This window comes from Streptomyces sp. NPDC045955 (assembly GCF_056430805.1).
Genome location: NZ_JBWKKY010000007.1, coordinates 222,075 through 240,281, shown reverse-complemented (window position 1 = coordinate 240,281; position 18,207 = coordinate 222,075). Strand labels below are relative to the sequence as shown.

Annotated in this window: 17 protein-coding genes; 9 read left to right on the top strand and 8 right to left on the bottom strand. The window is 72.1% G+C overall.

Annotated elements, in window-relative coordinates:
• Positions 1-20: 20 nt before the first annotated feature.
• From AC07F0_RS16990 to AC07F0_RS16980, 3 genes are read right to left on the bottom strand one after another with little or no spacing between them, the layout of a single operon-like run.
• Positions 21-1,091: a prenyltransferase/squalene oxidase repeat-containing protein gene (locus AC07F0_RS16990; protein WP_478979623.1), complete on the bottom strand. Its 1,071-nt coding sequence runs from the start codon at positions 1,089-1,091 to the stop codon at positions 21-23.
• Positions 1,088-1,837, bottom strand: coding sequence for a class I SAM-dependent methyltransferase (locus AC07F0_RS16985; protein WP_020275921.1), 750 nt, complete (start codon positions 1,835-1,837; stop codon positions 1,088-1,090). The genes AC07F0_RS16990 and AC07F0_RS16985 overlap by 4 nt, the downstream gene beginning before the upstream one ends.
• Positions 1,831-3,327: a glycosyltransferase family 4 protein gene (locus AC07F0_RS16980; RefSeq protein WP_478979621.1), complete on the bottom strand. Its 1,497-nt coding sequence runs from the start codon at positions 3,325-3,327 to the stop codon at positions 1,831-1,833. Before AC07F0_RS16980 ends, AC07F0_RS16985 begins: the two co-directional genes overlap by 7 nt.
• A gap of 210 nt (positions 3,328-3,537) precedes the next feature.
• Between AC07F0_RS16980 and AC07F0_RS16975 the strand changes: the two genes are divergently transcribed.
• Both AC07F0_RS16975 and AC07F0_RS16970 read left to right on the top strand, forming a co-directional pair.
• Positions 3,538-4,200, top strand: coding sequence for a TetR family transcriptional regulator (locus AC07F0_RS16975; RefSeq protein ID WP_478979619.1), 663 nt, complete (start codon positions 3,538-3,540; stop codon positions 4,198-4,200).
• Between the two features lie 394 nt (positions 4,201-4,594).
• Positions 4,595-4,915: a GYD domain-containing protein gene (locus tag AC07F0_RS16970; protein ID WP_478979617.1), complete on the top strand. Its 321-nt coding sequence runs from the start codon at positions 4,595-4,597 to the stop codon at positions 4,913-4,915.
• A 296-nt stretch (positions 4,916-5,211) separates the two neighbouring features.
• Here the strand turns inward: AC07F0_RS16970 and AC07F0_RS16965 are convergent, their stop codons facing one another.
• The gene (locus AC07F0_RS16965) at positions 5,212-5,445 is read right to left on the bottom strand and encodes a ferredoxin (protein ID WP_478979616.1); all 234 of its coding nucleotides are present in this window, start codon (positions 5,443-5,445) and stop codon (positions 5,212-5,214) included.
• Between the two features lie 2 nt (positions 5,446-5,447).
• The gene (locus AC07F0_RS16960; protein ID WP_478979614.1) at positions 5,448-6,899 is read right to left on the bottom strand and encodes an aldehyde dehydrogenase; all 1,452 of its coding nucleotides are present in this window, start codon (positions 6,897-6,899) and stop codon (positions 5,448-5,450) included.
• An 87-nt stretch (positions 6,900-6,986) separates the two neighbouring features.
• Here AC07F0_RS16960 and AC07F0_RS16955 point away from each other — a divergent pair, with 87 nt between their 5' ends.
• Entirely contained in the window at positions 6,987-8,039 is a 1,053-nt protein-coding gene (locus AC07F0_RS16955; RefSeq protein WP_478979612.1) for an MBL fold metallo-hydrolase, read from the top strand.
• Positions 8,040-8,253: 214 nt separating this feature from the next.
• A complete protein-coding gene (locus tag AC07F0_RS16950; RefSeq protein ID WP_478979610.1) occupies positions 8,254-9,159 on the top strand; it encodes a helix-turn-helix domain-containing protein in 906 nt (301 codons plus the stop codon).
• A gap of 4 nt (positions 9,160-9,163) precedes the next feature.
• Here the strand turns inward: AC07F0_RS16950 and AC07F0_RS16945 are convergent, their stop codons facing one another.
• Together AC07F0_RS16945 and AC07F0_RS16940 are read right to left on the bottom strand one after the other, a co-directional pair.
• Entirely contained in the window at positions 9,164-9,979 is an 816-nt protein-coding gene (locus AC07F0_RS16945) for an SAM-dependent methyltransferase (protein ID WP_478979608.1), read from the bottom strand.
• Positions 9,980-10,024: 45 nt separating this feature from the next.
• A complete protein-coding gene (locus AC07F0_RS16940; protein WP_478979606.1) occupies positions 10,025-10,699 on the bottom strand; it encodes a phosphotransferase in 675 nt (224 codons plus the stop codon).
• Between the two features lie 291 nt (positions 10,700-10,990).
• Between AC07F0_RS16940 and AC07F0_RS16935 the strand changes: the two genes are divergently transcribed.
• From AC07F0_RS16935 to AC07F0_RS16915, 5 genes are read left to right on the top strand one after another with little or no spacing between them, the layout of a single operon-like run.
• Positions 10,991-12,208 (top strand): prenyltransferase/squalene oxidase repeat-containing protein, encoded by a 1,218-nt coding sequence (locus AC07F0_RS16935; protein WP_478979604.1) that lies wholly within the window; start codon positions 10,991-10,993, stop codon positions 12,206-12,208.
• Entirely contained in the window at positions 12,205-12,831 is a 627-nt protein-coding gene (locus AC07F0_RS16930; RefSeq protein ID WP_478979603.1) for an SCO2322 family protein, read from the top strand. Before AC07F0_RS16935 ends, AC07F0_RS16930 begins: the two co-directional genes overlap by 4 nt.
• Complete coding sequence (locus AC07F0_RS16925) at positions 12,824-13,975, top strand: CbiQ family ECF transporter T component (RefSeq protein ID WP_478979601.1); 1,152 nt, start codon at positions 12,824-12,826, stop codon at positions 13,973-13,975. Before AC07F0_RS16930 ends, AC07F0_RS16925 begins: the two co-directional genes overlap by 8 nt.
• Complete coding sequence (locus AC07F0_RS16920; protein WP_478979599.1) at positions 13,972-15,654, top strand: ABC transporter ATP-binding protein; 1,683 nt, start codon at positions 13,972-13,974, stop codon at positions 15,652-15,654. The genes AC07F0_RS16925 and AC07F0_RS16920 overlap by 4 nt, the downstream gene beginning before the upstream one ends.
• Entirely contained in the window at positions 15,654-16,496 is an 843-nt protein-coding gene (locus AC07F0_RS16915) for an ECF transporter S component (protein WP_478979597.1), read from the top strand. Before AC07F0_RS16920 ends, AC07F0_RS16915 begins: the two co-directional genes overlap by 1 nt.
• A 418-nt stretch (positions 16,497-16,914) precedes the next feature.
• Here the strand turns inward: AC07F0_RS16915 and AC07F0_RS16910 are convergent, their stop codons facing one another.
• Entirely contained in the window at positions 16,915-18,150 is a 1,236-nt protein-coding gene (locus AC07F0_RS16910; protein ID WP_478979595.1) for a cytochrome P450, read from the bottom strand.
• Positions 18,151-18,207 lie beyond the last annotated feature (57 nt).

Genomic DNA, 18,207 nt, shown 5'->3' with positions numbered 1-18,207 from the left:
GGCCACAACCCCCCGAGTTCTCAGGCGCAACACTCCGAGTCCAGCCCCACAGGCAGACCCTCGCCGCCGAAGACCCGGCACGTGGCCTCATGGCCCCCCAGTGCGGCCACGGCCAGCAACAGCGACCCCGCGGTCCACGTGGTCAGCTCCCGCGGCCAGACCGCGTCGTCCTTGAAGACATACCCCGTCCAGTACAGCCCGCTCTCCGGATCGCGCAGGTGCTGGATCGACTGGAGGATCTCCAGCGCCCGGTCCGACTCCCCCATCGCCCAGAGCGCCAGGGCGAGTTCCGCGGACTCACCCCCCGTCACCCACGGGTTGGGAACCACGCACCGCACCCCGAGCCCCGGGACGACGAACCGGTCCCAGTCCTCCTCGATGCGGGCCTTGGCCTCCGCACCGGTCAGGGCACCGCCGAGCACGGGGTAGTACCAGTCCATCGAGTAACGGTTCTTGTCGAGGAACCGCTCCGGATGCCGGCGTATGGCGTGCCGCAGCGCACCCGCCGCCAGCTCCCAGTCAGGCTGCGCCTCTTCCCGCTGCTCGGCGATGGCCAGCGCGCAGCGCAGCGCGTGGTGGATGGAGGAGCTGCCGGTCAGCAGGGCGTCGGCCGTGTCCGTGCCGTCGTCGTCGCGCCGCCAGCCGATCTGCCCACCGGGCTGCTGCAGGCGCAGCACGAACTCCACCGCCGCGTACACCGCCGGCCACATCCGCTCCAGGAACGTGTCGTCGCCGGTGGAGAGGTAGTGGTGCCAGACGCCCACGGCTATGTAGGCGACGAAGTTGGTCTCCCGGCCCCGGTCGGTGACCTCGGCGAAGTCCCCGTCCGCGTAGGCCGCGTACCAGGAGCCGTCCTCGTTCTGATGCCGGGCCAGCCACAGGTAGGCCCGTTCGGCGGCCTCGTGTTCACCGGCCGCGTCGAGGGCCATCGCGGCCTCGACGTGGTCCCACGGGTCGAGGTGGTGGCCCCGGAACCAGGGGATCGCGCCGTCCTCGCGCTGTACGGCCAGGATGCCGGCGACGGTCGCGGCGGCCTGCCCGGCGGTGAGGACCCCGGGCAGGACCAGGTGTTCCGTCCGGGGAGTCGTCACTGGGCGTCCGCCCCGGTGCCGGAGAGGCGCGGCAGGTGCGGCTTGGTCGCGTACGCCACGAAGCTCTTGCCGATCAGCGGGTTCAGCGCCTGCTCCGCGACCCGGGTGGCCAGCGGTTTCTTCATGATGTCCCAGACCAGGAGCTTGTGGTACGCCCGCACCGGCAGCGCCTTGTCGTTGTCGACGCCGAACGCGCACTTCAGCCACCAGTACGGCGAGTGCAGGGCGTGGGCGTGGTGGGTGCCGTACGGCTCCAGGCCGGCCTCGCGGATCTTCTCCAGCAGTTCGTCCGCCTTGTAGATGCGGATGTGGCCGCCCTCGACCTCGTGGTAGGCGTCGGACAGGGTCCAGCAGACCTTCTCGGGGCCGTAGCGCGGGACGGTGACGGCGATGCGCCCGCCGGGCTTGAGCACGCGCACCATCTCGGCGAGGACGCCCTTGTCGTCGGGGATGTGCTCCATCACCTCGGAGATGATGACGACGTCGAAGGACTCGTCGGGGAAGGGCAGTGCGAGGGCGTCGCCCTCCATGGCCGTGGCGGTGGCGCCCTCAGGGGCCTCGCCGGCCTCCTTCATCGCCGCGAACCACTTCGCGACCTCGCGGATCTCCTCGGCGTTCTGGTCCAGTGCCACGACCTGCGCGCCGCGCCGGTAGCACTCGAACGCGTGCCGGCCGGCACCGCAGCCGAGGTCCAGCACTCGGTCGCCCGGGGCGAGCGGGAACCGGGAGAAGTCGACGGTCAGCACGTGGCCCTGCTTTCGGAGTTGACGCCTTCTACATCTGTGGTGGCCGCGGAGACAGCACCTGTGGGAGCAGCGGAACGGCCGGGGGCCGGGGACGCGGACTGATCGACGCCGGCTGCGGGGAGGCCGGAGGCCGGGGGCGTCACCACGGAACGGTCGGCGGGGGATGCCGGACGGCCCGTTCCGCCGTTCTGGGACCTGGCGATCGCCTCGCGGTAGCGCGCCACCGTGCCCTCCGCCGCCCTGGCCCAGGTGAAGTGCCGCAGTACCCGTTCCCGCCCGGCCGCTCCGAGCCGCGCGCGCAGCTCCGCGTCGCCCAGCAGGCGGACCAGCCCGGCCGCCAGTGCCTGCGAGTCACCCGGCGGTACCGCGAGGCAGGTCTCCCCGTCCCGGCCGGCGACCTCGGGGATCGCGCCGCCGGTCGTGGCGAGCAGGGGCGTGCCGGTCGCCATGGCCTCGGCGGCCGGCAGTGAGAAGCCCTCGTAGAGCGATGGCACGCACGCGACCTGGGCCGAGCGCACCAGGTCGACGAGTTCCGCGTCGGAGATGCCCTTGACGAACTCGACGGCGCCGTCGAGGCCGTAACGTTCCATCGCCTGGGCGACGGGCCCCTCGGCCGGTCGCTTGCCGACGACGACGAGGTGGGCGCCGGGGTGCTCGGTGCGCACCTTGGCGAGTGCCTCGACGAGATGGACCAGGCCCTTCAGCGGCACGTCCGCGCTGGACGTCGTCACGATCCGGCCCGGCACGACCGGCACCGAGGGGTCCGGCGAGAACAGGTCGGTGTCGGCGCCGATGTGGACGACGTGGATGCGGTCCCGCCGGACGCCGAGGTGGTCGACGATCTCCTGCTGGGACGTGCCGGAGACGGTGAGGACGGACGGCAGCCGCCGCGCGACGCGCTTCTGCATGCGCGTGAAGCCGTACCAGCGCCGGACGGACAAGCGCCGCTTCCAGCCCTGCGCCGCTTCCAGCTCCAACTGCCGGTCGACGGTGATGGGGTGGTGGATCGTGGTCACCAGGGGCGCGCCCACGTCGCCCAGCAACCCGTACCCGAGGGTCTGGTTGTCGTGGACGACGTCGAATTCACCGCGGCGGGCGCGCAGGTGGCGGCGGGCGCGCAGCGAGAACGTCAGAGGTTCGGGGAAGCCGCCGGTCCACATGGTCGCGACTTCGAGCGCGTCGATCCAGTCGCGGTACTCGTCACGCTTCGGTGTGCGGAAAGGATCCGGCTGGCGGTAGAGGTCGAGGCTGGGCAGCTCGGTGAGGCTCAGCCCGTCGTAGCCCTCGTCGAGCACGGGATACGGCTGTGCGCCGATGACCTCGACCCGGTGGCCGAGGCGGGCCAGTTCCCGCGAGAGGTGCCGGACGTAGACGCCCTGGCCGCCGCAGAACGGGTTCCCTTTATAGGTGAGGAGCGCGATGTGGAGCGGTCGCAAGCCGTCGGCGGCGGGGTCCTCCGGAGCCCCGGCCTCCCTGGCCTCAGCGGTCACTCTGGGCCCCCTTCTGACTGCTCTGTCCCGCGAGATTACGCCGGGACGCTAATCTAGAACAAGTTTCAGACTTGATCGTTCGGAGGCTCTGAATCTACCGGCAGGTAGGGGCGCTGTGAGCAGTGGATCAGGTGATTCACGCCACGGCCGGCACCGTGCCATGCTGTCTGATCACTCGTCCTCACGGACGGTCACGGAACGGGCCCGACCATGCCCGCGGAAGCCAAGGTGAGCGCCAAGGTGAACAAGCCGGCCAAGGTGGATGCCAGAGCCACGGCCCCCGGCTCCCCGCCCCTGACGGAGCGGCAGGAGGCCCGCCGTCGCCGCATCCTGCACGCGAGCGCGCAACTGGCCAGCCGGGGTGGCTTCGACGCCGTGCAGATGCGCGAGGTCGCGGAGTCCTCGCAGGTGGCGCTCGGCACGCTGTACCGCTACTTCCCCTCCAAGATCCACCTGCTGGTCGCCACGATGCAGGACCAGCTGGAGCACATGCACGGCACGCTGCGCAAGAAGCCACCGCAGGGCGAGACGGCGGCCGAGCGGGTCGCGGAGACGCTGATGCGGGCCTTCCGCGCCCTCCAGCGCGAACCGCATCTGGCCGACGCGATGGTCCGGGCCCTCACCTTCGCCGACCGCAGCGTGAGCCCGGAGGTCGACCAGGTCTCGCGGCAGACGACGGCGATCATCCTGGACGCGATGGGGCTGGAACACCCCACTCCGGAGCAGTTGTCGGCGGTCCGGGTCATCGAGCACACCTGGCACTCGGCCCTCATCACCTGGCTGTCGGGCCGCGCCTCCATCGCCCAGGTCAAGATCGACATCGAGACGGTGTGCCGGCTGATCGACCTGACGGCGCCCGAGGCACATGAATGACCCCGGGCGCACATGAATGACCTACGAGACGGGTTCCCTTCGCCGGCATGGTCCGGATCAGGTTATGGGGGTCGCCTTCCGGTCGCCTGGCCTCTCGACCCTGCGACCTTCCGGCCTCTCAGCCCTACCGTCGCAGTCGGCACCGGCGGAAGCCGAAGCTTCCTGCCAGAGTCGGCCAACTCCGGTCGGACTCCCTCACTCGTCCCGTAGGCCTATGTCCAGGTTAGAACTTCTATCCGCCAAGAAAAGCCCCTGTGTAGGATTTTTTACCTAAATGTCCTGAGTAGCCCATACAGCCCTGCCTGAGCCCCCTGTCGCCGCGACGAAACCTCGATCCCGAAGGAACATGAGGGAGTCAAAGTGACTTATCGGGCGGAAGTGAAAGGGCAATCCCATGCCGAAGTACCTCTTCAAGGTGAAGCTGACCCCGGACGGACTGAAGGGTCTGCTCAAGGAAGGCGGGAGCGCGCGGCGTGACGTCGTCGGGCGCATGGTCGAGAGCCTCGGGGGCCGGGTCGAGACGATGTACTGGGCCTTCGGTGACGACGACGTCTACGTCACGGCGGAGCTGCCGGGCAACACCTCCGCCGCGGCCATGGGCATGGTCGTCTCGGCGGCCGGCGGGGTCCGCACGAGCACGGTCGTCCTGCTGTCGGCCGAGGAGGTCGACGAGTCCGTCCGGCAGCAGGTGGACTACCGGGCACCCGGCGCCTGACGGGCCCGGAACCGGCCGTCCCGCCGGCGCCGGACGGACCACGCACCGGCCGCCTACCGACGCCGCACGGATCACGCACCGGCCGCCTCACCGACGCCGGACGGACCACACACCGGCCGTCCTGCTGCGCCCGAGGGGCCACGCACCGGCCGTGCCACCGGCGCCGCACGGACCACACACCGGCCGCACCACCAGCACCCAAGGATCCCGGGGCGGCGGCCGCTCCACCGGCGCCTGACGGACCCCGAACCGGCCGCCCCGCCGGCGCCCGAGTAACCCCGGGGCGGCGGCCGGCATTACTCCTCCGGCGGGAACACCGGCTCCCCGCTGTCCCCCAGCGTGATCGTGATCGCCTCGACCGGGCAGTTCTCCGCCGCCGCCAGCACCCGCTCGTTCGCGTCCGTGTCCGGGGCGACCGGATGGGACTGCCGGGCGGAGTCCAGGCGGAAGCCGTCCGGCGCGTGGTGGAGGCACTGGGCGGAGCCGATGCACAGGGAGCGGTCGACCTCCACGTGCCAGCGGTCGCCCATCGCTACGCGTCCGCCGGGAGGTGGATCATCTTGTGCTCCAGGTACTCGCCGTACCCCTCGGGCCCGAACTCCCGCCCCAGGCCCGAGTGCTTGTAGCCGCCGAAGGGGCCCAGCATGTCCAGGCTGAAGGTGTTGACCGAGTAGGTGCCGGTACGGACCTGTCGGGCGATCTCGATGCCGTGCTCGACGTCCGCCGTCCACACGCTGCCGCTCAGTCCGTAGTCGGAGTCGTTGGCGATCTTCACGGCGTCGGACTCGTCGTCGTAGGGCAGCAGGCAGATCACCGGGCCGAAGATCTCCTCGCGGGCGATGCGCATGGAGTTGTCGACGTCGCCGAAGAGGGTCGGCTCGACGTACCAGCCGCGGTCGAGACCGGCCGGGCGTCCGCCGCCCGTGAGGATCTTCGCGCCCTCCTCCTGTCCGATGCGGATGTAGTCGAGGTTGCGCCGCTGCTGCCGCCGGGCCACCAGCGGGCCCACCTGGGTGGCGGGGTCCAGCGGGTCGCCGACCGTCAGCGCGCCCGCCGCGGCGGCCAGGGCGTCGGCGAACTCGTCGTAGCGGGAGCGCGGGAGCAGGATGCGGGTCTGGGCGACGCAGGCCTGCCCGTTGTTCATCCAGGCCGCGGGGGCGATGCCCGCCACGGCCGTCTCGACGTCCGCGTCGGACAGGACGACGGCCGCAGACTTGCCGCCCAGTTCGAGCGTCACGCGGGTGAGGTTGCGGGCGGCGACCTCCATCACGCGCTTGCCGGCCGCGACCGACCCGGTGAAGGACACCTTGTCGATGCCGGGGTGCCCGACCAGGTACTCGCTCACCTCCCGGTCCGCGGGCAGGATCGACAGCACGCCCTCCGGCAGCCCGGCCTCCCGCGCGATCTCGCCGAGCAGGTACGCGTCCAGCGGCGACTCGGGCGAGGGCTTGAGCACGGCCGTGCAGCCGGTGAGCAGTGCGGGGGCGAGCTTGGCGGCGGCGACGAACTGCGGGACGTTCCAGGGGACGACGGCGGCGACGACCCCGACGGGCTCGCGCCGGACGAGGATGCGGCCGAGCACGCCGTCGCGCCGCTCCTCGTACGTGAAATTCCGGGCGACGGTGATCGCCGAGTCCCAGACCATGACGGCGCCGAGGGCCTGGGCCAGGACGCTCCAGGAGTACGGCGAGCCGTTCTGGGCGGAGATCACGCGGGCGATCTCGTCGTGGCGGGCGGCGATCCCGTCCTTGATCCTGCTCACGACCTCGATCCGCTCGTCGAGGCTCATGCGCGGCCAGGGACCCTCGTCGAAGGCCCGCCGGGCCACTCCCACGGCCCGGTCCACATCCGCCGTCGAGGCGTGCGGGACGCGCCCGATGACCTCTTCCGTGTGCGGCGAGATCACCTCGATGACGTCCGCACCCAGGGGGTCGGTCAACTCCCCGCCGACGAACAGCTGTCCGTGTTCCACGAGCTCGGTCATGGCCGCTGCCTTCGTATCTGACGGTGTTTCAGGAACTGATACCAGTTCTCGTTATAGTGGGCAATGGCCGTGGAACGGAGGGTGCACATGAAGAGCAGCCAGGGCCGCGAGCCCGCACCGGCGGTGCACGACCACGGCGGAGGCGTCCGGTCCCTGCGGGTCCCCATCCCGGACAACCCCCTCGGTCACACGCTGGTGTATGTCGTCGACACCGACCGGGGCCCGGTCCTGATCGACACCGGCTGGGACGACCCGGACTCCTGGGACACCCTCGCGTCCGGCCTCACGGCATGCGGCACCTCGGTCGCCGAGATCAACGGCGTGGTCGTCACCCACCACCACCCGGACCACCACGGCCTGTCCGGCCGGGTCCGTGAGGTGTCGGGCGCCTGGATCGCGATGCACGCGGCGGACACGGCGGTCGTACGGCGGACCCGGGAGGCCCGCCCCGAGCGCTGGTTCTCGTACATGACGGCCAAACTCGCCGCCGCCGGCGCCCCTCAGGAGCACATCGCCCCGCTGCGCGCGGCCCGGCCCCGCTCCCTGCCCGGCCTCTCCCCCGCCCTGCCCGACCGCGACATCGTCCCCGGCGAACTCCTCGACCTCCCCGGCCGCCGCCTGCGTGCGATCTGGACCCCCGGCCACACGCCGGGCCACGTCTGCCTCCACCTGGAGGAGACCCATCCCGCCCAACTCCCCGGCCACGGCCGCCTGTTCTCCGGCGACCACCTGCTGCCCGAGATCACCCCGCACATCGGCCTCTACGAGGACCCCGACGACACGACGGTCACCGACCCCCTGGGCGACTACCTCGCCTCCCTCGAACGCGTCGGCCGCCTGGCCCCCGCCGAAGTACTCCCCGCCCACCAGCACGCGTTCCCCGACGCCGCCGCCCGCGTCCGCGAACTGCTCGCCCACCACGAGGCCCGCCTCACGGACCTGCTGACCCTCCTCGCCGAGCCGCTCACGCCCTGGCAGCTCGCCGAACGCATGGAGTGGAACCGCCCCTGGGCCGACATCCCCCACGGCTCCCGCACCATCGCCGTCTCGGAGGCCGAGTCCCATCTGCGCCGCCTGCTCAAGGCGGGCCGGGCGGAGGCGGTGCCGGGGAGCGATCCGGTGACGTACGTGGCGGTGTAGGTGACGCATGGGGCGGTGCAGGTGACTCATACGGCGATGCAAGTGACGTTTGCGGCCGTGCAGGTGACGTACGCGGCGGTGTGCCCGCGGGCCCGCTCGACCGCCAACTCGCCTTCGGCATAAGCCGGATGGCGTCCGGGCAGGGCCCCTAGGATGAATATGCCGCGGCGCTCACAGGCCCGCGGAGCTGCGTTCCACCGCAAGGAGACATCCCATGGGCACCGAAGAGGCCGCTCGTACTACGTCCGGCAGCGGAGCCCTGGACAGCAGATCGGCCGGGCCCATGGTGCCGCGGCTGGTGCTGGGCGCCCGGCTCCGGCGGCTGCGCGAGGAGCGGGGCATCGGCCGGGCGGACGCGGGGCATGTCATCCGGGCCTCCTCCTCCAAGATCAGCCGCATGGAGGCCGGCCGGCACGGGTTCAAGCTGCGGGACGTCACCGATCTCCTCACGCTCTACGGCGTCACGGACGAGGCCGAGCGCGCGACCCTGCTGGCGCTGGCCGAGCAGGCCAACACCCCGGCCTGGTGGCAGTACTACAGCGACGTGGTGCCCGCCTGGATGCAGACATACCTCGGCGCCGAGCAGGCGGCGAGCGTCATCCGCTGCTTCCAGGTCCAGCGCGTTCCCGAGCTGCTCCAGACCGCCGACTACGCACGGGCCTCCCTGCGGCTGGCCCATCCGGACGCCGGTGCGCAGGAGATGGAACGCCGGGTCGCGCTGCGGATGTCCCGCCAGCGGATACTGCACCGGCAGCCGGCGACCCAGTTGTGGGCGGTGATCGACGAGGCGGCGCTGCGCCGCCCGGTGGGCGGCCTCTCCGTCATGCGCGCGCAGCTCAGGTATCTCATAGAGATCTGCCGGCTGCCGCAGGTCACGGTGCAGATCCTGCCGTTCCGCGCCGGCGGCCACGCCGCGGAGGGCGGTCCGGTCACGATCCTGCGCCTGCCCGGCGGTGAGTTGCCCGACGTGGTCTACCTCGAACGGCTCACCACCGGGCTCTATCCCGACCGGCCGGCCGAGATCGAGTGCTACTGGGACGCGATGAACCGGCTGGTGGTCGAGGCCGAGTCGCCGGACGAGACTCCGACCATCCTCCACCGCGTCCTTCAGGAGACCTGAGAGGTCAGCGCTTCAGGGCGACCCCGCCGTACTGGTGCACCTCCGCGGGCAGATCCAGGGCCGCGGCGTCGGGGCGCCAGCGCGAGCAGGACGTCACGCCCGGTTCGAGCAGTTCCAGACCGTCGAAGTAGCGGGCGATCTGCTCGGGGCTGCGCAGGATGTACGGGATCGAGCCGCCGTCGTTGTACTGCTGGATGGCCCGGACGTAGTCCTCGCTGGTGTCCGTGCTGTCGTACTGGACGAGGTAGCTGCCGGGAGGGAGGGCGTCCACCAGCTGCCGCACGATCGAGCGTGCCTCGTCGTGGTCCTCGACGTGGCCCAGGATGCCCATCAGCATGAGGGCGACGGGCTGATCGAAGTCCAGTGTCTTGCCCGCTTCCCGGATGATCGTGTCCGGCTCGCGCAGGTCGGCGTCGACGTAGTTGGTGACGCCTTCCGGGGTGCTGGTGAGCAGCGCGCGGGCGTGGGCCAGCACCAGCGGGTCGTTGTCGACGTAGACGATCCGGCTGTCCGGGGCCACCCCTTGGGCGATCTGGTGGGTGTTGTCCACGTTGGGCAGCCCGGTGCCGATGTCCAGGAACTGGCGGATGCCCTCCTCGGCGGCGAGGTGGCGGACGGCGCGGGCGAGGAAGTAGCGGGCGGCGCGGGCCCCGGTCTCGATGCCCGGGAAGATCTCGCGGAACGCGTCCCCGGCCACACGGTCGACTTCGTAGTTGTCCTTCCCGCCCAGCCAGTAGTTCCAGATCCGGGCCGAGTGCGGCACGGACGTGTCGATCTTGGGAAGCGGCTCCTGCCCGGAGTTCCCCACCTGATCACTCATGGACGCTCCTGCGTGTGGTCGTGGAGGCCCACGTTAGCTTGTTCGTCAGCGTGTTCGCCCCTGGGACAGGATCAACTCCTCGGCCCGGCCCAGCAGTTCGACCTCGGCTCGGCGCATGGCCGGGTCGGCGGACCGGCGGCGCAGGGCCTTTGCCAGTGCGGTCCGGGTGAGGGGGGACGGGCCCTCCAGCAGGGCGGTCAGCATGGTGCGGGCCGGGACGGAGAGGGCATCGCCGGCGACCGCGGCCTGGGCGAGGATCACGGCTGACACCGCCCAGTCCAGGGCCGGGTCGCCCTCCTCCGTGTTCGACCAGTCGATGACGCGGGGGCCGTCGGGGGTCATGATCACGTTCTCCGGGTGCAGATCCAGATGCAGCACGCGGACGGCCGGGTCGGTGGAGCGCAGGGCGGGGAGGGTGTGGAGCCGGCGCAGCAGCCGGGCGAGGACGGAGCCCGCCTCCGTCGGGTCCAGCGTGCCCGCCAGGCAGGCCTGGAGCAGGGTCGGGCCGTGCAGCCGTTCCATCACCAGGTCCGTGCGCGAGCCGGCCGGGCGGACCCGGGGCACCGGGTAGCCGTGGGCGTGCACGTGCGCCATCACCGCGGCCTCGCCCGCCGCGTCTCCCCCGCCCTCCCGTTCACGCCGTAGCACCCACGCCTCGTCGATCTCGTACACGTCGGCGCGGCGGCCGGAACCGAGCAGTCGTCCGGGTGGTGGCGGCATGAACCGAAGGTACTCCGGCCCCCCGGCACCCCCTCGGCCCGTTCTGGGCGTGCGGGTACAGTAAGCAGGTCGTCATCACACCCGTACGGGGGGAAGCCGGTGCAATTCCGGCGCTGACCCGCAACCGTGTACCGCCGCCGAGGTGGTGAGCCGGATCGCCCCGTACGGTTCGTGACCGGCTCACGTGCCCGGCGGAGCGCCGGTGCACGGCACCGTCGAGGTATACGGAGCCGAGCCGCCGGGGGTGCCCCGTGCTGTCCGGCTCCCCGCAGGGAGAGGCACCCGCCGATCATGAACGTCCGCCGCAGCGCCGCGGTCCTGGCCGCCGTCGCCGTGATCGGCGCCGCCACACCGGCCGCCGCCGCCCCGTCCCCTTCCCCGTCCCAGGCGCTCCCCTCCGCCCTGTACGGCGACAAGGACCCCCAGTACGACGGGGTCTGGCGTCAGTCCCTCGCCCTGCTCGCGCAGCACACCGTCGGGGTGAAGCCCGCGGCGAAGGCCGTGGAGTGGCTGGTGCGCCAGCAGTGCGCGGACGGTTCCTTCGCCCCGTACCGCGCCGATCCCACCGCCGCGTGCGACGCCAAGACCATGGTCGACACGAACCAGACGGCCGCCGCCGTACAGGCCCTCACCGCCCTCGGCGGGCACGACGCCGTCACCGGCAAGGCCGTCTCCTGGCTGAAGAAGGTCCAGAACAAGGACGGTGGCTGGGGCTACACGCCCGGCGGCGCCAGCGACACCAACTCCACGTCCGTCGTCATCGGCGCGCTGACCGCCGCCGGCGAGAAGCCGCAACAGGTCGAGAAGAGCGGCAAGTCGCCCTACGACGCGCTGCTGACCCTGGCCCTCGGCTGCGACGGCGACGACGCGGGCGCCTTCGCGTTCCAGCCGGACAAGAAGGGCGAACTGGCCGCCAACGCCGACGCCACGGCGGCGGGCGTGCTGGGCGCACTGGGCCAGGGCATGGTGGTGAAGCCCGGCGCGAAGACCGAGGCCGCGAAGGGGCAGGCCTGCGAGGACAAAAGCAAGAAGACGCCGCAACAGGCCGCGGCCAACGGGGCCGCCTACCTCACCAAGGCTCTCGCCGAGGACGGCCACCTCACCTCGGCCGCTCCCGGCTCGGACCCCCAGCCCGACCACGGCAACACCGCCGACGCGGTCGTCGCACTCGCCGCGCACGGCGACACCGGCCAGGCCGCGAAGTCCCTGCGCTGGCTGGAGAACAACTCCGCGCCCTGGGCCGCCCAGAGCGGCCCCGCCGCCTACGCCCAGCTGATCTTCGCCGCCCAGGCGACCGGCACGAACCCGCGCGACTTCGGCGGCGCCGACCTGGTGAAGCAACTGAACGCGACGGGCCCGGCCCCGCAGACCGCCGGGAAGACCCGAGCGGCGGACGAGAAGAGCGACTCGGGCGTCTTCGGCGTCTGGTGGTACGTCGGTGTCTGCCTCGTCGCCGGGGTCGGCATCGGCTTCCTCTTCAGCGGCCGCCGGAAGAGGCACCTGCCGTGATCCGCCGGGCCGTTCTGCTCCTCGTGGCCTCGCTCCTGCTGTGCGCGGGAACGGGCCAGGCCCAGGCCGCCGGCTACCGGTACTGGTCGTTCTGGGACCGTGACGGGGACCGCTGGGTGTACGCCACGCAAGGCCCGTCCACGGCCCGCCCCTCCGACGGCGACGTCCAGGGCTTCCGCTTCGCGGTGAGCGAGGACTCCGGGGACGCGGCCCGACCACGTGGCGAGGCCGACTTCAAGACGATCTGCGCCGCAACGCCCGCGCGGGACGGCAAGAAGCGGGTGGCTCTGCTCCTCGACTTCGGCACGACGGCGGACGCCCCGTCCGGCGAAACCCCGCCCGCCCCGCGAACGGCCTGCGCCCAGGTCTCCTCCGACGCGACGACGGCCGAGGCCCTGGCGACGGTGGCCAAGCCGCTGCGCTACGACACGAAGGCCCTCCTGTGCGCCATCTCGGGTTACCCGGAGAAGGGTTGCGGAGAACAGGTGGCCAAGCAGCGGAAGCCGACCGCAGAGGAGAAGGACACCTCGGAGGACGGCCCGTCCCTGGGCCTGGTGGCCGGAATTGCCGTCGTGGCCCTCCTCGGTGCAGCAGCGATCTGGCAGGTCCGGCGGCGTGCGTAGGCCCCAGCCTGCGGGCAGTCGTGCCGCTGGGGCGGCGCCCGTCCCGAAGAGCGGCACCCCGCAGCGTCGGGCCGCGCAGCCCACCGCCCTCCACCCCGGCGCCTGGTGGCTCTGGGCGCTGGCCCTCGGCACCGCGGCCACCCGCACCACCAACCCCCTCCTGCTCACCCTCCTCATCACGGTCTCCGCCTACGTCGTGGCGGCCCGCCGCCCCGACACCCCCTGGTCCCGCTCCTACGGCGCCTTCGTCAAACTCGCCCTCGCCGTCCTGCTCATCCGCCTGCTCTTCGCCACGATCCTCGGCTCCCCCATCCCCGGCACGCACATCCTCCTCACCGTCCCCGAAGTCGGCCTCCCCGCCTGGGCCCAGGGCATCCGCCTCGGCGGCGAGGTCACCGCCGAGGCCCTCACCTTCGCGCTGTACGACGGCCTGAAACTGGCCACCCTGCTGATCTGCGTCGGCGCCGCGAACGCCCTCGCGAACCCCTCCCGCCTGCTCAAGTCCCTCCCGGGCGCCCTGTACGAGATGGGCGTCGCGGTCGTCGTGGCCCTGACCTTCGCGCCCAGCCTCATCGCCGACGTCCAGCGCCTGCGCGCCGCCCGCCGCCTGCGCGGCCGCCCGGACAAGGGCCTCAGGGGCCTGCTGCACGTGGGCCTGCCGGTCCTGGAGGGCGCGCTGGAGCGCTCGGTGTCGCTCGCCGCCGCGATGGACGCCCGCGGCTACGGCCGTACCGCACAGGTCCCCGCCGCCGTCCGCCGCACCACCGCCGCCCTCACCCTCGGCGGCCTGCTCGGCGTCTGCGCCGGAACCTACGGTCTGCTCACCGCCGAGGGCGCCACCTGTGGCATCCCGGTCCTCCTCACCGGCCTCGCCGCCGCCCTCGCGGGTCTCCGGCTCGGCGGGCGGCGGTCGCTGCGCACCCGGTACCGCCCCGACCGCTGGGACGTGCGCGCCTGGCTGGTCGTCGCCTCCGGCGTGGCGGTCGCCGCGCTGCTGACGCTCGCCGCGACCCGCGATCCCGCGGCCCTGCATCCGGGTGTGGTGCCGCTCGTGGCCCCCACGCTCCCCCTCTGGCCCGCGGCGGCGATCCTGCTCGGCCTGCTGCCCGCGTTCGTCGCCCCCGATCCCAAGGAGCCGTCGTGATCCGCTTCGAGGATGTGTCCGTGACGTACGACGGTGCCGCCCAACCCACCGTCCAGGGCATCGACTTCGAGGTCCCGGAGGGCGAACTCGTCCTTTTGGCCGGCCCGTCCGGTGTCGGCAAGTCCACGGTCCTGGGCGCGGTCAGCGGGCTCGTGCCGCACTTCACCGGCGGCACCCTGCGCGGCAGGGTCACGGTCGCCGGCCGCGACACCCGCACCCACAAGCCGCGCGAACTCGCCGACGTCGTCGGCACGGTGGGCCAGGATCCCCTCTCCCACTTCGTCACCGACACCGTCGAGGACGAACTCGCCTACGGCATGGAGTCGCTGGGCCTCGCCCCGGACGTGATGCGGCGCCGCGTCGAGGAGACCCTGGACCTGTTGGGCCTGGCCGGCCTGCGCCACCGCCCGATCGCCACGCTCTCCGGCGGCCAGCAGCAGCGCGTCGCGATCGGCTCGGTCCTCACCCCGCACCCGAGCGTCCTCGTCCTGGACGAGCCGACCTCCGCGCTCGACCCGGCCGCCGCCGAGGAGGTCCTGGCGGTCCTCCAGCGCCTCGTGCACGACCTCGGCACGACGGTCCTCCTGGCCGAACACCGCCTGGAACGCGTCATCCAGTACGCGGACCAGGTCGTCCTGCTGCCGGACCCGGGCGCCGCCCCCGTTCTGGGCCCTCCGGCAGAGGTGATGGCCGTCTCCCCGGTGTATCCACCGGTGGTGGCCCTGGGCCGCTTGGCAGGCTGGTCCCCCCTGCCGATGACCGTCCGCGACGCCCGCCGCCGGGCATCAGACCTACGTCAGCAACTTGAGGTTCGGGAGGACATCGCCCCTCAGGGGCGCGGGGAACTGCGCGACAAGCCACAGACAACCCGCGCCCGCCAGCACTCCGCACCCCCCACCCCCGTAGGCGCAGCCTCAGTCCTCTCCGTAACCCGCGCCCGCATCCAAGCCCTACGCCATATCGACCTGACCATCACCCCTGGCGAGACGATCGCCCTCATGGGCCGCAACGGCGCCGGAAAGTCCACCCTGCTCAACTCCCTGGTCGGCCTCGTCACACCCACCTCCGGATCCGTCCGGGTCGGGGACGCAGTCCCCCACCGCACCCGCCCGAAGGACCTCGTCCGCAAAGTCGGCCTGGTGCCGCAGGAACCCCGCGACCTCCTCTACGCCGACACCGTCGCCGCCGAGTGCGCCGCCGCCGACCAGGACGCGGACGCAACCCCCGGCACCTGCCGTGCCCTGGTCACGGAACTCCTCCCCGGCGTCACGGACGACACCCATCCCCGGGACCTCTCGGAGGGCCAGCGGCTCGCCCTCGCCCTGGCCGTCGTACTGACCGCCCGGCCCCCGCTGCTCCTGCTGGACGAGCCGACCCGCGGCCTGGACTACGCGGCCAAGGCCCGCCTGGTCGCGGTGCTGCGCACCCTCGCCGCCGAGGGGCACGCCATCGTGCTGGCCACGCACGACGTGGAGCTGGCCGCCGAGATCGCCCACCGGGTCGTCCTGCTCGCCGACGGCGAGGTGATCGCCGACGGCCCGACGGCGGACGTCGTGGTCTCCTCCCCCTCCTTCGCCCCGCAGGTCACCAAGATCCTGGCCCCGCAGCACTGGCTCACGGTCTCCCAGGTCCGCGCGGCCCTCAACGCCGCGGCTTCCGAGGCTCCCGAGGCCGGCTGATGACGGAAACCCGGACCACCACCCCCCAGCGCCAGGCCCGCGCCGTCCGCCTCGGCCCCCGCTCCGTCACCGCCCTGGTCCTCGTCAGCGCAGTCGGCGTCGTCGGCTTCGGCTGGCCGTTCCTCACCCCGCCCACCTCGCGGCTCAGCGCGCACGCACAGGACGCGCCCTGGCTCTTCGCGGGCCTGCTGGTGCTGCTCGTGGCAGTGGTGGCCGCGGCGATCTCGGAGTCCGGTCTCGGCCCGAAGGCGGTCGCGATGCTCGGCGTGCTGGCCGCGACGGGGGCGGCCCTGCGGCCGATCGGCGCCGGTACGGCCGGTATCGAGCCGATGTTCTTCCTGATGGTGCTGAGCGGGCGGGTCCTCGGTCCGGGGTTCGGATTCGTCCTCGGTTCGGTGACGATGTTCGCGTCCGCGCTGCTCACGGGCGGGGTGGGCCCGTGGCTGCCGTTCCAGATGCTGGCGATGGGCTGGTTCGCGATGGGAGCGGGCCTGCTGCCGGGCCCGGACCGGCTGCGCGGCCGGGCGGAACTCGTGCTGCTCGCGGTCTACGGCTTCCTCGCCGCCTTCGCCTACGGCACGGTCATGAACCTGGCCGGCTGGCCCTTCATGAGCGCCCTCGCGTCGAACGTCGGCTTCGACCCGCACGCGGCGGTCGCCACCAACCTGGCCCGTTTCCTCGCGTACTGCCTGGCCACCTCGCTGGGCTGGGACCTGGGCCGGGCCGTCGTCACGGTCGTGCTGACGCTCGCGCTCGGCCCCGCGGTCCTGAGGGCGCTGCGCCGCGCCACCCGCCGGGCGGCCTTCGAGACGCCGGTCACGTTCGACGCGCCCCGGTCGTGAAGCCCCCCACATGACCCCCGTCACCTACGAAGCGGGGCCGTAGGAACACCCCCCGGTCACGGGGCGGACCTTCCGCGCACATGCGGCCACACCTAGTAAGCGGGCTCCTTGCGGGCATCCGGCGTGCCTGTTTCTCTGGCCAGGCCACCTCCCAAGACGGAGCCCCCAGAGACCGAGCCCACCCCCCATAGACCGAAGGCGGCGGCCCCCTGATCCCCGGGGCCGTCGCCTTCGCCCACGTTTACGCCTTCGCCTGCGCCTGCTTGCTCTGGAGCTTCCCCAGCGGCTCGGGGTCTTCCTCCAGCGCGACGGCCGCCGCCTTCCAGCTGGTGTCCCCGGGGCGACACCCCCCCCCCGCTACGACGCCCGCCGACGGGTCGCGCTCCTCGTCGCGGGACTACGCCAACCGCACTGACCGCTACCGGGACCATACCCGGAGCTCCTTCACCCCGTTGATCCACGCCGACCTCAACCGGCGGGGCTCATCGACCAGTCGGAGACCCGGCATGGTGTCGGCGATCGCGTTGAAGATGAGGTCGATCTCCAGCACGGCGAGGGACTTGCCCAGGCAGTAGTGCGGGCCGCCGCCGCCGAACCCGAGGTGGGGGTTGGGGTCGCGGGTGATGTCGAAGGCGTCCGGCTCGTCGAAGACCTCGGGGTCATGGTTGGCGGAGGCGTAGAACAGCCCCACCCGATCGCCCTTGCGGATCAGCTTGCCGCCCAGCTCGGTGTCCTGGGTGGCGGTGCGCTGGAAGGCGGCGACCGGGGTCGCCCAGCGCACGATCTCCTCCGCCGTCGTCGACGGCCGCTCCCTCTTGTACAGCTCCCACTGGTCGGGGTGGGTGAGGAAGGCGTGCATGCCGTGCGTGATGGCGTTGCGGGTGGTCTCGTTCCCGGCGACGGCCAGCATCAGCACGAAGAAGCCGAACTCGTCAGAGTTGAGGTTGCCCTGGTCCTCCGCGGCCACCAACTGCGTGACGATGTCGTGGGCGGGGCACCGCTTGCGTTCGGCGGCCATGTTCATCGCGTAGGCGATGATCTCCGTGGCCGACTCGGCGCCGACCTCCTCGGTGATGGCGTACTCGGGATCGTCGTACGCGATCATCTTGTTGGACCAGTCGAAGATCTTGTCCCGGTCCTCCTGCGGCACACCCATCAACTCGGCTATCGCCTGGAGGGGCAGTTCGCAGGCGACCTGGGTGACGAAGTCGAACGGGCCGGTGTGCGCGCGGGCGTTCGTCACGATCGCCCGGGCACGGGCCCGCAGCCGCTCCTCCAGCGCGCGGATCGCCCGTGGCGTGAACCCGCGCTGCACGATCTGCCGGACCCGCGTGTGCTCCGGCGGGTCCATGTTCAGCAGGATGAACCGCTGCGCGTCGATGGAGTCGCGCTCGATGTGCTCGTTGAAGCGGATGATCGCCGTGTTGAGGTACGACGAGAACAGCTCCGGGTGCGTGGAGACGTACTTGACGTCCGCGTGCCGGGTGACCGCCCAGTACCCCTCGTCCTGGAAGCCGGCGAGACCCGCCGGCTGCGGCACCCAGCAGACCGGCTCCACGCGGCGCAGCTCGGCGAACTCCGGCAGGGGCACACGGCTGTGCAGCAGGTCGGGATCGGTGAAGTCGAACCCGTCGGGCAGCGCGGGACAGGACATGGGCGGCTCCCACCACTCGTACCGACTCTGATTCTGACGAGCCATCAGCTGTGCGGA

Coding starts and splice junctions, on each gene's coding strand:
- AC07F0_RS16975 (WP_478979619.1), top strand. CDS start 3,538: ATGCCCGCGGAAGCCAAGGTGAGCGCCAAGGTGAACAAGCCGGCCAAG.
- AC07F0_RS16970 (WP_478979617.1), top strand. CDS start 4,595: ATGCCGAAGTACCTCTTCAAGGTGAAGCTGACCCCGGACGGACTGAAG.
- AC07F0_RS16965 (WP_478979616.1), bottom strand. CDS start 5,445: ATGGGCGACCGCTGGCACGTGGAGGTCGACCGCTCCCTGTGCATCGGC.
- AC07F0_RS16960 (WP_478979614.1), bottom strand. CDS start 6,899: ATGACCGAGCTCGTGGAACACGGACAGCTGTTCGTCGGCGGGGAGTTG.
- AC07F0_RS16955 (WP_478979612.1), top strand. CDS start 6,987: ATGAAGAGCAGCCAGGGCCGCGAGCCCGCACCGGCGGTGCACGACCAC.
- AC07F0_RS16950 (WP_478979610.1), top strand. CDS start 8,254: ATGGGCACCGAAGAGGCCGCTCGTACTACGTCCGGCAGCGGAGCCCTG.
- AC07F0_RS16945 (WP_478979608.1), bottom strand. CDS start 9,979: ATGAGTGATCAGGTGGGGAACTCCGGGCAGGAGCCGCTTCCCAAGATC.
- AC07F0_RS16940 (WP_478979606.1), bottom strand. CDS start 10,699: ATGCCGCCACCACCCGGACGACTGCTCGGTTCCGGCCGCCGCGCCGAC.
- AC07F0_RS16935 (WP_478979604.1), top strand. CDS start 10,991: ATGAACGTCCGCCGCAGCGCCGCGGTCCTGGCCGCCGTCGCCGTGATC.
- AC07F0_RS16915 (WP_478979597.1), top strand. CDS start 15,654: ATGACGGAAACCCGGACCACCACCCCCCAGCGCCAGGCCCGCGCCGTC.
- AC07F0_RS16910 (WP_478979595.1), bottom strand. CDS start 18,150: ATGTCCTGTCCCGCGCTGCCCGACGGGTTCGACTTCACCGATCCCGAC.